The following is a 13,410-nucleotide window of genomic DNA, read 5'->3' as shown; positions in this document are numbered from 1 at the left end:
TCGTGGGGGGCGGGCCTTCGCCGTGTCAGGTTCGACGGTTCGACGTGCGAGGTGCGGCTACTTGGAGCCGTACTTCTTGCTCATCATGTCGTAGACCTGCTGGGCACCCTTGCCCAGCTGCGGTCCGGCCAGCCAGGTGTTCTCGGCCGGGCCGATCGAGGTGTTCGAGACCAGCTTGGTCTTGTCACCCACCATGCGGAACCAGCCGCCGCCGGACGAACCGCCGGTCATGGTGCAGCCGATGCGGTACATCGTCGGCTGGGCGGAGGTCAGCGAGAGACGGCCCGGCTTGTCGATGCACTTGTGCATGATCTGGCCGTCGTACGGCGGAGCGGCGGGGTAGCCCCAGGCGCCCATCGAGCTCACGGTCTGCGCCGACGGAGTCGAGAAGTCGACGTCCAGCGCGTTGCCGACGGTCTCCTCGAGGGACTTGGAGCCCTGCTCCGGCTTCACGTGCATCACGGCGTAGTCGTACGGCGCACCGGCACCGCCCGAAGCGGCGCCCTCGTCGATCCACTCGGCGGACGTCGAGACCCAGTCGGCCCAGTACTGGCCGTAGGGGGCGATCTCCTGCGGCGCGGCGTTCTGCAGCTCGGCCTCGGACTTGCCCAGGTCGTTGTACGCGGGCACGAAGGTGATGTTGCGGTACCAGCCACCGGCGGCACCGGCGTGCACGCAGTGACCCGCGGTCCACACGAGGTTGGACTTGCCCGGGTTGCGCGGGTCCTTCACGACCGTGCCGGAGCAGACCATCGAGCCCTCGGGGGAGTCGAAGAAGATCTTGCCGACCGGGGCGGCGTTCTCGTGGTACGGCGTCTTCTCGCGCTTGGCCTTGACCGGCGACGGCTCGGGGTCGGTCGCGCCCTGGTCGGCTGCGGCGTCCTTCGCGGCGATCGTCTTGTTCGGGTCCTTGGCCTTCGTCATGCGCTCGGGCTTCCACAGCCCGTCGATGACCGGGTTGACGAAGTCCTTTGCCTCGCGCAGCCAGTCCTCCTTGGCCCAGTTCTTCCAGGCCCCGTTCTTCCACTTGTCCGGGTCGATGCCGTGCTCCTTGAGCCGGTCGGCGATGTCGCCGGGCAGCTGAGCCTCGGAGCCGGTGTCGGAACCCTTGTCGGCGCCCTGCGAGGCGCCGGAATCGGCCTTGTCACTGGCCTTGTCGTCGCTGGGGCCGCAGGCCGTGGCGGTGAGCGCCAGAGTCGCGGCGAGCCCGGTGGCGGCGAGTGCGAGACGCCGCCCGCGACTGCGCGCGAAGGGCGCACGAGTGGAACGCATGCTGTTGTAAACCCCCGAATAGAGCGTGTAATTGCGTAATTTGCCATGTACGTGTCATATGCGGGCCTGGCTGCTCCGGGAGCCCCACGCCGACGCAACACCCCACTATGCCTGGGCGATTGAGGACGAACGCAGGCGGGGTCGTGAAGGTTTCCGGCAACCCCGCCGCTGACCGGCCCGCGTACGCCAGGCGACCTGGGACGCGCGACTACTGGCCGGCGAACTTCTTGCTGACCGCGCTGTAGATGCCCTTGGCCTCCTTGCCCAGGCGCGGACCGGCGAGCCAGCCGGCCGTCACCGGGCCGATGGAGGTGTTGGACACCAGGGCCGGCTTGCCGTCCGAGCCCGCGGCGACCCAGCCGCCGCCCGACGAACCGCCGGTCATCGTGCAGCCGATGCGGTACATCGTCGGGTCGGGCTTGCTGATCGAGAGCCGGCCCGGCTTGTCGGCGCACTGGAACGCCTTCTGGCCGTCGAACGGCGGAGCGGCCGGGTAGCCGGTCGCCGTCATCTTGTCGATCTGCGGCACCGCCGGGGCGTTGAAGTCCACCGGGAGCGCCGAACCGACCTGCTCCTCGAGGGACTGGCCCTCGCTGCCCTTCTCCGGCGTCACGTGGATGACCGCGAAGTCGTACGGCGCACCCTTGCCGCCCGTCGGGCCGCCCTGCTCGATCCACTGGTCGGAGGTCTGCGCCCAGTCACCCCACCAGACGCCGTACGGAGCGACCTCTTCCTTGGGGGCGTTCTGCAGCTCCTCGACCGACTTGCCCGAGTTGTTGTACGAGGGCACGAAGGCGATGTTGCGGTACCAGCCGCCCTTCGCGCCGGCGTGCACACAGTGGCCCGCGGTCCACACCATGTTGGACTTGCCCGGGTGGGCGGGGTCCTTGATGACGGTGGCGGAGCAGACCATCGAGCCCTCGGGGCCGTCGAAGAAGAGCTTGCCCGACTCGGGAACGGCGTCGTGGTACGGCGTCTTCACGGCCGCCGCGTCCACCGGCTCGGGCGTCGGGTCGGTCACGCCCTGGTCGCCGGAGATGTCGTTGTCGTCGACGCCCCGGTCCGGGTTCTTGTCGGCGTCCCGCATCCGGTCCGGGTCCCACAGACCGTCGATGATCGGGTTGACATAGTCGCCGGCCTCGCGCAGCCAGTCGTCCTTGTCCCAGTTCTTCCAGGCCCCGTCCTTCCACTTGTCCAGGTCGATGCCGTGCTCCTTGAGCCGGTCCTGGATGTCGTCCGGGATCTGGACCTTGCCGTCGCCGCCGTCGTCGGCGGGCTGGGACGCGGACGGATCGTCACCCGCGTTGTCCTCGCTCGGGCCACAGGCCGTGGCCGTGAGAACCAGTGCCGCGCCGATCGCGACAGCGGCCGCCACAGGGGAGGTTCTGCTGCGCGCGCTCCTCCCACGACGAGCGGTGTTGAGCGGGCGTATGGGTCGCATAGAGAGATTCCCCCTGGGCTTCGAAATGGTTCCACATGCCGGACACCGTGCGTCATTTGGCGCGTTCTGCGCCGAATGACCCGGCGCTGCACACCCTGTTGCCGGTGAACGGCACCCCACACTATGCCGGTGCCGTAGGGGACTGCCGACGGAACGGCAACGGTTCCGTCACGGCAAGGATCTTCCGATTACCCGTGATCCCCCGCATCCCCCGTCGTTGGTACGTACGGGGGACTCGCGGCCTGCGTTCAACTCCCCTGCCAACTCGTCGGCGCACAAGCCCAGACCGAGTGGGACGTGCGCATTCCCAGCGGGAGGACCAACAGTCGTGGCCGTGACCGAGCCTGCGCCCGCGGCGGTTTCCGCTGCACCGTCCGTGGGACGTTCCGCGGCGCACTCCGCCGCACAGGAGGGGATCCTGCGACGCCAGTCGGCGCGTGAGTCGGCGGCGCGCACCTATGCGCGCGCCCTGCCGATCGTGCCCGTACGGGCACGCGGTCTCACGATCGAGGGCGCCGACGGACAGCGCTATCTCGACTGCCTCTCGGGAGCCGGGACGCTGGCCCTCGGTCACAACCATCCGGTGGTGCTCGAGGCGATCAGAAAGGTCCTCGACTCGGGGGCGCCGCTGCACATCCTCGACCTGGCCACACCGGTCAAGGACGCCTTCACCACGGAGCTGTTCCGCACGCTGCCCCGCGGGCTCGCGGACCGTGCGCGCATCCAGTTCTGCGGCCCTGCCGGCACGGACGCGGTGGAGGCCGCGCTCAAACTCGTGCGTACGGCGACCGGCCGCGGCGGCATGCTCGCCTTCACCGGCGCCTACCACGGCATGACGGCGGGGGCGCTCGAAGCATCCGGCGGCGCATCGGACGTACGGGTCGCGCGGCTGCCCTATCCGCAGGACTACCGCTGCCCGTTCGGGATCGGCGGGGAACGCGGAGCCGACCTCGCGGCCCGCTGGACCGAGAGCCTCCTCGACGACACCAAGTCGGGTGTGCCGGCACCGGCCGGGATGATCCTCGAACCGGTGCAGGGCGAGGGCGGAGTGATCCCCGCCCCCGACGACTGGCTGCGCCGGATGCGCGAGATCACCGCCGCGCGCTCCATCCCGCTCATCGCGGACGAGGTCCAGACGGGCGTCGGGCGCACCGGCACCTTCTGGGCCGTCGAACGCAGCGGCATCGTCCCCGACGTGATGGTCCTGTCCAAGGCCATCGGCGGCAGCCTGCCGCTGGCCGTCGTGGTCTACCGCGACGACCTCGACGTCTGGCCGCCCGGCGCCCACGCGGGAACCTTCCGCGGCAACCAGCTCGCCATGGCGGCGGGCGCGGCCACCTTGGCGTACGTCCGCGAGAACCACCTCGCCGAACGTGCCACCACCCTCGGCACCCGCATGCTCACCCAACTGCGCTCCCTGGCCGACGAACACCCCAGCGTCGGCGACGTCCGCGGCCGAGGCCTGATGATCGGCGTCGAGCTGGTGGACCCCACCGGCGTGGGCTCGGTCGTCGCGGCGGACCCCGAGCCGGAGGCGGCGACGGACCGTTCCGCGAGTCCGCTGCCCCCGGCGCCCGAACTGGCCGCCGCCGTACAGCGGGAATGCCTGCGCCGAGGCCTCATCGTCGAACTGGGCGGACGGCACTCCAGCGTCGTACGCCTCCTCCCTCCTCTCACCATCACGGACGAGCAGGCGGCCGCGATCCTCGACCGCCTCGCCGACGCGCTGACCGCGGCGGTGCGCTCGCACCACGGATGACCACGTCCGACGCGCAGCGCCCCCAGTCGGCCACGAGACAACAGCACAGCTCCAGCCCGTCCCCACGGAGCCCGAACGACCCCACAAGGAAGCCCTCTTGAACGCCACCCCCGCATCCGACGGCCAGCCCCGCTCCCACGCCCCAGGCGCGTGCGGCACGCAATATTCGCTGGTGGCAGAGCACGGCACGGTCCCCCGGCAGAAGAGCAGCCGGCAGGCCGAGCACCTGCATGGCGCGACCGCCGACCTGCTGGAGCACCCCGATCCGCACACGGCGGCGCAGATCGCGGCCATCGAGAACCTCTTGCGCTGCTGGGTCCGCGAGAACGGCCTCCCCGCCCCTGAGCACGGAGCCCTGCGCATCCCCCTCGAAGCCAGCGGCACGGCACTCCTTGTCCCCGTGCACTACTGGTCGGCGACAGGCTGGCACCGCTTCGGCCTCCCGTACCTGGAAGACGGCCCCCAGAGCGCGCCCCCTGCCGACGCCGTCACCGTTGCCGCCCTCCTGGGCCGCGAGACCAGCCACTCCGAGGACGCCGTCCCGGGCGACGAGGCCCTGGCCGGCACCGGCACCGGCGACGTACGTGATCCTGGCGACGTCAGCGGCACCAGCGGCGGAGACCTCGTGGGCCGTGTCGCCGACTCCGTACGCCGCACCGCCACCTTCATCGCCGAACGCCGCAACAACCCCGGCGACGAGCCCGACCGCTTCCTCGCAGCCGAACAGTCCCTGCTCCTCGGCCACCCGCTGCACCCCACCCCGAAGAGCCGCGAGGGACTCTCCGACACCGAATCCCGCCTCTACTCACCCGAGTTGCGCGGCGCCTTCGCACTGCACTGGCTCGCCGTCCACCCCTCCGTGCTCGCCGCGGACTCGGCCTGGACGGAGCGCGGCCGCCCCCTCCCTGCCGAACAGCTCACCGCCCGCCTCGCAGGCCCGGACCTGCCGCTGCCGGACGGCCGCGCCGCCCTGCCCCTGCACCCGTGGCAGATGCGCGAGCTCAGGCACCGCCCCGCGACCGCCGCCCTTCTGGAAGCCGGACTGCTCCAGGACCTCGGACCGCACGGCGCACCGTGGTACCCCACCTCCTCCGTGCGCACCCTCTACCGCTCCGGCGCCGCCGCCATGCTGAAGCTCTCGCTCGGCCTGCGCATCACCAACTCCCGTCGTGAGAACCTCCGCAAGGAACTCCACCGCGGCGTCGAGGTCCACCGGCTGCTGCGCAGCGGCCTCTCCGAGCAGTGGCAGGCGGCCCACCCCGGCTTCGACGTGATCCGCGACCCGGCGTGGCTCGCCGTGTCTGACTCCGACGGCACGCCCGTCACCGGACTCGACGTCATGATCCGGCACAACCCCTTCGGCCCCGGCGACGACGCCACCTGCATCGCAGGCCTCGTATCGCCCAGGCCGTCGCCGCAGGCCACCGGGCAGGACCGCCCCCCGATGCGCTCCCGGCTCGGCGAGCTCGTCATCCGCCTCGCCGGACGGACGGGCCGCCCCCGAGGAGCCGTCGCCACGGAGTGGTTCCTGCGCTACCTCGAGAACGTCGTACGCCCTGTGCTCTGGCTGGACAGCGAGGCCGGTGTCGCCCTGGAGGCCCACCAGCAGAACACGCTCCTGCTGCTCGACTCGGAGGGCTGGCCCGTGGGCGGCCGATACCGCGACAACCAGGGCTACTACTTCCGCGAGTCCCGCCGCACCGAGCTCGACCAGCGGCTCCCCGGCATCGGTGAGCACAGCGACACGTTCGTCTCCGACAAGGTGACGGACGAGCGCTTCGCCTACTACCTCGGCATCAACAACGTCCTCGGCCTCATCGGAGCCCTCGGCGCCCAACGACTCGCCGACGAGGGCCTGTTGCTCGCCGCGTTCCGACGCTTCCTCGGCGAGGCCGCCTCCGGAAGCGACCCGCTGCGCACCCCACTGCCCGCCCTGCTCCTCGACTCACCCGTCCTGCGCTGCAAGGCCAACCTGCTGACCCGGCTGCGCGGTCTCGACGAGCTCGTGGGCCCCGTCGACACCCAGTCCGTCTACGTCACCATCGCCAACCCCCTGCATTCCTGAGGAACATGCCCGACCCTTTCTGAGAGGAGCGACGCCGTGCCTCCCACCGACGCGAGCACCGACGCCGGAACGGAATCCGCGACCGATCGCGCCACCGGCTCCGCCATCGAGTCGGTCACCGCCGACCGGGCCGACGGCCAAGACACCCTGGACCTGCGCCTCCCGGACGAGCTCATCGCGCTGCTCGCCGCGAGCGGTGAGGACGGCGCGCACGCCGGACGCATCGGTACCGATACGCGGACGGCGGACCGCCCCCGGACGCGCCCGGCCGCGTCGCCGGTCGACGACCTGCTCGACGGCGTCGGTGACTGGGGCCCCGCGACCACCGACGCCGGGGTCTTTCAACTCGTTCCTGTACGCATCGAACGCGATCTCCCTCTGATCAGCCGATGGATGAACGACCCCGCTGTGGCGGCGTTCTGGGAGCTGGCCGGCTCCGATGCCGTCACGGAGGCCCATCTGCGCCGCCAACTGGACGGCGACGGACGCAGCGTCCCCTGTCTCGGCGTCCTGGAGGGCACGCCGATGAGCTACTGGGAGGTCTATCGCGCGGACCTCGACGCCTTGGCCCGTCACTATCCGGCCCGCCCGCACGACACCGGGGTTCACCTCCTCATCGGCGGTGTCGCCGACCGCGGCCGAGGGCTCGGCACGACCCTGCTGAAGGCCGTCGCCGATCTTGTGCTCGACCATCGCGCCGCGTGTGCACGCGTCATCGCGGAACCCGACCTGCGCAACACCCCCTCCGTCTCCGCGTTTCTGAGCGCCGGCTTCCGCTTCGCCGCCGAAGTGGATCTCCCCGACAAGCGAGCGGCGCTCATGGTCCGTGACCGGGCCCTGCGCGCAGTGCTATGACCCGTTCACTCTTAGTACACCGCCCGACCTGATCCGGTTCCCTCCTCGAGGAGTCCCCGTGCCGAATCCGTCCTTCCCCCCGACGCCCCTTCCTCCGACGACCGTCCCTCCGGCGCCCGTCACCCCGACGTCCCGCGAGCCGTCCGCCCTCTACGACCCACCCGAGCTGACCCCGGACAGGTGGGTGCGGGGCGGCCGCCGCCTGCTGGCCAAAATGATCGGCGAGTTCGCGTACGAGGAGATCATCGAGCCCGTCACCGCCGGCCCGGGCCCAGGCCCGGACTCTGACGCCCACGCCGGCGACGCGGACAGCTACAGCCTCCGCCTGGACGGACCACCGGCCGAGGACGAGGCCGACGACGAGACCGAGGACGAGGGCCACGGCCGACCACCGACCCTCCTTCTCAACTTCCGTGCCCGCCGTGGCTCGTACGGCAGTTGGCACGTCGATCCGGCCAGCGTGACCCTGACCGAAGGCGACGGACCGCCGCGTCCCTTCGGCGACCCCCTCCGCTTTCTCGTCGAGTCCCGCCGGACCCTCGGGATCGACGGCGCGACGCTCGGCCACCTCATCCGCGAGCTGACTGTCACACTCGCCGCCGACGCCCGGCTCGACCGGACGGCGCTCACCGCGGCCCAGCTCGCCGAACTCGGCTACGCGGAACTCGAAGGGCATCAGACCGGCCACCCCTGGCTCGTCCTCAACAAGGGCCGCATCGGCTTCTCCGCGAGTGACGCCGCCCGCTGGTCGCCCGAGGCCCGCCACGCCGGGCCGCTTCCCTGGATCGCGGTCCACACCGACCTCGCCGCGTACCGAGGCGTCGCCGGTTTGGACACGGCGGAGCGGCTCTACGACCGTGAACTCGCCCCGGCGACAAGGGAGTCCTTCGCGAACATACTCAGGGTGCGCGGCCTCGACCCGCAGAAGTACCTCTACCTGCCGGTGCATCCATGGCAGTGGGACGATGTCGTGCTGCCGCTCTTCGCCCCTTCGGTCGCCGCGGGCGCGATCGTGCCCCTCCCCACCGACGGCGACGTGCGGCTGCCCCAGCAGTCCATCCGTACGTTCCTGAACACGTCCCGCCCCGACCGCCACACCGTCAAGCTCCCGCTGTCGGTGCTCAACACCCTGGTGTGGCGGGGCCTGCCCACCGGGCGCACCCTCGCCGCCCCCGCGGTCACCGCCTGGATGCACGCCCTGCGCGACGCCGACCCCTTCCTGCGGGACGAATGCCGGGTGATCCTGCTCGGCGAGGTCGCGTCCGTGACGGTCGAACACCCTCTGTACGACGGTCTTTCCGAAGTTCCGTACCAGTACAAGGAACTCCTGGGCGCCATTTGGCGCGAACCGATCACCCGGTATCTCGCTCCCGGTGAGCGCGCCCGAACGCTCGCCTCGCTGCTGCACACCGACCCGCACGGCAGAGCCTTCGTCGCGGAGCTGGTCGCCCGGTCGGGGCTGCCCCCCGATGTCTGGCTCCGGCACCTCTTCGCCGCGCTGCTGCCGCCGCTCCTGCATTTCCTCTACCGGTACGGCACCGTGTTCTCCCCTCACGGGGAGAACACCATCGTCGTCTTCGACGACAAGGACGTACCGGTCCGGCTCGCAGTGAAGGACTTCGTCGACGACGTCAACGTCAGTGCCACGCCCCTGCCGGAGCACGCGTCCATGCCGGACGACGTCCGCGACGTCCTGCTCGCCGAGCCTCCTGGCTTCCTCACCCAGTTCATCCACTCCGGTCTCTTCGTGGGCGTCTTCCGCTACCTCGCGCCGCTGTGCCGGGACCAGCTGGGGATCTCGGAGGCCGCCTTCTGGTCCGCGGCCCGGGCGGAGATCCTGCGCCACCAGGCACGCGCTCCGGAGCTCAAGGAGCGGTATGAGATGTTCGACTTGCTCACCCCACGCATCGAGCGGCTGTGCCTCAACCGGAACCGGCTCCACCTCGACGGGTACCGGGACCGTCCGCAGCGCCCGCACGCCGCCGTGCACGGCACCGTGCCCAACCCTCTCCGTCAGCCGTGATCGTGATGTTGTCAGTGGGGCCCCGTAGGCTGGACGCGCTATGACGAAGCCCTCCCTCCCCGAGCTCCTGCACGCCGCCGTCACCGCTGTCGGCGGCACGGAGCGGCCTGGCCAGGTCACCATGGCCGAGACCGTCGCCGAGGCGATCGACGACGGTTCCCACCTGCTGGTCCAGGCCGGCACCGGCACGGGCAAGTCCCTCGGCTATCTCGTGCCCGCGCTCGCGCACGGGGAGCGGGTGGTGGTCGCGACGGCCACCCTGGCGCTGCAGCGCCAGCTCGTGGAGCGGGATCTGCCGCGGACGGTGGACGCGCTGCATCCGCTGCTGCGCCGTCGGCCCCAGTTCGCGATGCTGAAGGGCCGTTCCAACTATCTGTGCCTGCACCGCCTCCATGAAGGCGTACCGCAGGAAGAGGAAGACGGTCTCTTCGACCAGTTCGAGGCAGCGGCCCCCACCAGCAAGCTGGGCCAGGACCTGCTGCGGATGCGCGACTGGGCGGACGAGACGGAGACGGGCGACCGGGACGACCTCACTCCCGGTGTCTCCGACCGGGCCTGGTCCCAGGTGTCCGTCTCCTCCAGGGAGTGCCTCGGAGCGACGAAGTGTGCCTACGGAGCGGAGTGCTTCGCCGAGGCGGCACGTGAGCGGGCCAAGCTCTCCGAGGTCGTCGTCACTAACCACGCCCTGCTGGCGATCGACGCCATCGAGGGCGCCCCCGTCCTTCCCCAGCACGAAGTGCTGATCGTGGACGAGGCGCATGAACTCGTCTCGCGTGTCACCGGCGTGGCCACCGGAGAGCTCACTCCGGGCCAGGTCAACCGCGCGGTGCGCCGGTCGGCCAAGCTCGTCAACGAGAAGGCCGCCGACCAGCTCCAGACCGCCTCCGAAGGCTTTGAGCGGCTGATGGAGCTTGCCCTGCCCGGTCGCCTCGAGGAGATCCCCGAGGACCTCGGGTACGCACTGATGGCCCTGCGGGACGCTGCCCGCACGGTCATCTCGGCGCTCGGCTCCACCCGGGACAAGTCCGTCCAGGACGAGGACGCCGTGCGCAAGCAGGCCCTCGCCGCCGTCGAGTCGATCCATGACGTGGCGGAGCGCATCACGAACGGTTCCGAGTACGACGTCGTCTGGTACGAACGTCATGAGCGGTTCGGGGCCTCGCTCCGAGTAGCGCCCATGTCCGTCTCGGGCCTCCTGAGGGAGAAGCTCTTCAGCGACCGTTCCGTGGTCCTCACCTCCGCCACCCTCAAGCTCGGCGGCGATTTCAACGGAGTGGGAGCGTCACTGGGCCTGGCCCCCGAGGGCACTCAGTCCGAGGATGCCCCGGCCTGGAAGGGCCTCGACGTCGGCTCGCCCTTCGACTACCGCAAGCAGGGGATCCTGTACGTCGCCCAGCACCTGGCCCGTCCGGGCCGTGAGGGCACGCGCAGCGACATGATCGACGAACTGGCCGAGCTGATCGAGGCGGCGGGCGGTCGCACGCTCGGTCTGTTCTCCTCCATGCGTGCGGCGCAGAACGCCGCCGAGGAGCTGCGGGGCCGCCTCGACATGCCCATCCTGCTGCAGGGCGAGGAGACGCTGGGCGAGCTGATCAAGAACTTCGCGGCGGACACGAAGACCTGCCTCTTCGGCACGCTGTCACTGTGGCAGGGCGTCGATGTGCCGGGCGCCAGCTGCCAGCTGGTAGTCATGGACAAGATCCCGTTCCCCCGTCCCGACGACCCGCTGATGAGCGCCCGCCAGAAGGCGGTGGACGACGGCGGAGGCAATGGCTTCATGGCGGTCGCCGCGACGCACGCGGCACTGCTCATGGCGCAGGGCGCGGGACGGTTGGTGCGTGCCTCCGGGGACCGCGGCGTGGTCGCCGTCCTGGACCCCCGCCTGGCCACCGCGCGCTACGGCAGCTATCTGCGGGCCTCGCTGCCCGACTTCTGGTACACGACGGACCGCAATCAGGCCCGCCGCTCGCTCGCCGCGATCGACGCGGCGGCCCAGGCGAAGGCTGACGCCTCCGGAGACTCCGAAGAGGCCTAGTTCGCACACCTCCCGCAGACGCAGCAGGGCCCCGGAACCGGCGCAGTTGGTTCCGGGGCCCGGTCAGGGGCACAGGCTCACACCCGTCGCAGCACCGCCACCACCTTGCCGAGGATCGTGGCCTCGTCACCGGGGATCGGCTGGTACGCGGAGTTGTGAGGCAGCAGCCACACATGCCCGTCCTCGCGCTTGAAGCGCTTGACCGTCGCCTCGCCGTCGAGCATGGCGGCGACGATGTCCCCGTTCTCCGCGACCGGCTGGCGGCGGACCGTGACCCAGTCGCCGTCACAGATCGCGGCCTCGATCATCGAGTCGCCGACGACCTTGAGGACGAAGAGCTCGCCGTCTCCGACGAGCTGCCGGGGGAGCGGGAAGACGTCCTCGACCGACTCCTCGGCGAGGATTGGGCCGCCTGCCGCGATGCGGCCGACGAGCGGGACGTACGAGGCGGCGGGCTTGCCTGCCGTGTCGGTGGGCTGGCTGCTCGGCTGGTCCGAGCCCCGCACCTCGTACGCGCGCGGACGGTGCGGATCGCGGCGCAGGAAGCCCTTGCGCTCCAGGGCCATCAGCTGATGGGCGACCGACGAGGTGCTGGAGAGGCCGACCGCCTGCCCGATCTCCCGCATCGACGGGGGGTAGCCACGCCGTTGCACGGAGTCCCTGATGACCTCGATGACACGGCGCTGCCGGTCGGTGAGTCCCGAGCTGTCGGCGCGGATTCCTGGAGGTCGGCCCGGCAGGGAGCGTGTGGGCTTGGGCCCCTCCTGGTTCGTGGCTGCGTCATTCATGGCATGCACCGGCTCGAGTCGGCTCTGTGAGCGGTCCTGGGCAGTGATGGTGGCACTGTCTGCGGTGGTGGTCACGTCGGTCGGCCCCTCTCGAGATGTTCTCCCTAGTTAGCCAACGGTAGTTGCTTTCGAAAGGTTGCGCCAAACACACGTTCGAGTGAAAAATCGCAGATTGCCTGCGGTGATCATGTGTCTGGGTGTATGGCTAACGTTCGGACCGAATGGCATTTCGGTTCATTACGGTACGCTTCACCGCCGGGGTCGTGACTCCCTCGGTGGGGTTCCCATACTGCCACTCGGCGCCCGGTCAATCCGGCACCGACCCCCTCTTCGTGCGGCGCGCGCGGCGCGCCCATCTGCCGTTGAGCGGTCGTGCGTGCGCGACACGCGATGGTGCCGAATTTGCAGCCAAACCCCAGATCTAGTGGTTGGATTGCCACCGCAGCCCAGAAGTTGTGGTCCCTGGTCCTTCCGGAGCTCGGGCATCGCCTATGCTTGGGGCTGCTTCGAGGGCCTCATGGGCCCGTTGAGGCCTATAAGTCGTGCCGTGAAGGAGGGTTGGGAGTTCCATGCACTGCCCCTTCTGCAGGCACCCCGACAGCCGCGTAGTCGACAGTCGCACCACGGATGACGGCACGTCGATCCGCAGGCGCCGTCAGTGTCCCGACTGCTCCCGTCGTTTCACGACCGTGGAGACGTGCTCGCTGATGGTGGTCAAGCGCAGCGGCGTGACCGAACCCTTCAGCCGTACGAAGGTCATCAACGGCGTACGCAAGGCGTGCCAGGGGCGGCCGGTGACCGAGGACGCCCTCGCGCAGCTCGGCCAGCGGGTCGAAGAGGCGGTGCGCGCCACCGGCAGCGCCGAACTGACCACCCATGACGTGGGTCTGGCCATACTCGGTCCGCTGCAGGAGCTGGACCTCGTGGCCTACCTGCGCTTTGCCTCCGTGTATCGAGCTTTCGATTCGCTGGAGGACTTCGAGGCTGCCATCGGGGAGCTGAGGGACCAGCGGCTCGACGTTGAGCCGCAGGACGCCGGCGGGGAGCGTGGCGTGAACTGCGGGCCCGGAGGGACTGTCGAAGTCCCCATGCCCGCCACCGCCGCGGACTGACCGGGCCGCCGGCCGGCGCCGGCGAGACCAGACCTGCTGCGGGTGACCTTTGCGGGATCC

General features: G+C 70.4%; 9 protein-coding genes. 6 read left to right on the top strand and 3 right to left on the bottom strand.

Annotation, left to right across the window (positions count from 1 at the left end; genetic code table 11):
• Window positions 1-57 precede the first annotated feature (57 nt).
• Complete coding sequence (locus tag AB0O76_RS33855; RefSeq protein WP_365499285.1) at window positions 58-1,272, bottom strand: hypothetical protein; 1,215 nt, start codon at window positions 1,270-1,272, stop codon at window positions 58-60.
• Between the two features lie 208 nt (window positions 1,273-1,480).
• Complete coding sequence (locus AB0O76_RS33850; protein WP_365499282.1) at window positions 1,481-2,713, bottom strand: hypothetical protein; 1,233 nt, start codon at window positions 2,711-2,713, stop codon at window positions 1,481-1,483.
• 376 nt (window positions 2,714-3,089) lie between these two features.
• Between AB0O76_RS33850 and AB0O76_RS33845 the strand changes: the two genes are divergently transcribed.
• The 5 genes from AB0O76_RS33845 to AB0O76_RS33825 all read left to right on the top strand — a co-directional run bounded on the left by AB0O76_RS33845 (window position 3,090) and on the right by AB0O76_RS33825 (window position 11,450).
• Window positions 3,090-4,472, top strand: a complete 1,383-nt coding sequence (locus tag AB0O76_RS33845) for a diaminobutyrate--2-oxoglutarate transaminase family protein (RefSeq protein WP_365499435.1) — start codon at window positions 3,090-3,092, stop codon at window positions 4,470-4,472.
• 226 nt (window positions 4,473-4,698) lie between these two features.
• On the top strand, window positions 4,699-6,537 hold the full coding sequence (locus AB0O76_RS33840) for an IucA/IucC family protein (protein ID WP_365499432.1): 1,839 nt from the start codon (window positions 4,699-4,701) through the stop codon (window positions 6,535-6,537).
• A gap of 36 nt (window positions 6,538-6,573) precedes the next feature.
• Window positions 6,574-7,392, top strand: a complete 819-nt coding sequence (locus tag AB0O76_RS33835) for a GNAT family N-acetyltransferase (protein ID WP_365499279.1) — start codon at window positions 6,574-6,576, stop codon at window positions 7,390-7,392.
• A 58-nt stretch (window positions 7,393-7,450) separates the two neighbouring features.
• Window positions 7,451-9,415: an IucA/IucC family siderophore biosynthesis protein gene (locus AB0O76_RS33830; protein ID WP_365499276.1), complete on the top strand. Its 1,965-nt coding sequence runs from the start codon at window positions 7,451-7,453 to the stop codon at window positions 9,413-9,415.
• A 40-nt stretch (window positions 9,416-9,455) separates the two neighbouring features.
• Window positions 9,456-11,450 (top strand): ATP-dependent DNA helicase, encoded by a 1,995-nt coding sequence (locus tag AB0O76_RS33825; protein WP_365499273.1) that lies wholly within the window; start codon window positions 9,456-9,458, stop codon window positions 11,448-11,450.
• A gap of 77 nt (window positions 11,451-11,527) precedes the next feature.
• Here the strand turns inward: AB0O76_RS33825 and lexA are convergent, their stop codons facing one another.
• Entirely contained in the window at window positions 11,528-12,313 is a 786-nt protein-coding gene (lexA, locus tag AB0O76_RS33820) for a transcriptional repressor LexA (protein ID WP_135333994.1), read from the bottom strand.
• A gap of 494 nt (window positions 12,314-12,807) precedes the next feature.
• Between lexA and nrdR the strand changes: the two genes are divergently transcribed.
• Window positions 12,808-13,350 (top strand): transcriptional regulator NrdR, encoded by a 543-nt coding sequence (gene nrdR / locus AB0O76_RS33815; RefSeq protein ID WP_365499270.1) that lies wholly within the window; start codon window positions 12,808-12,810, stop codon window positions 13,348-13,350.
• The last annotated feature ends 60 nt before the right edge of the window (window positions 13,351-13,410 follow it).

It is taken from the genome of Streptomyces sp. NPDC086554 (genome assembly GCF_040686095.1).
GTDB lineage: Bacteria > Actinomycetota > Actinomycetes > Streptomycetales > Streptomycetaceae > Streptomyces.
The sequence above is the reverse complement of the archived record's forward strand: the minus strand, read 5'-3'. Positions and strand labels throughout refer to the sequence as shown.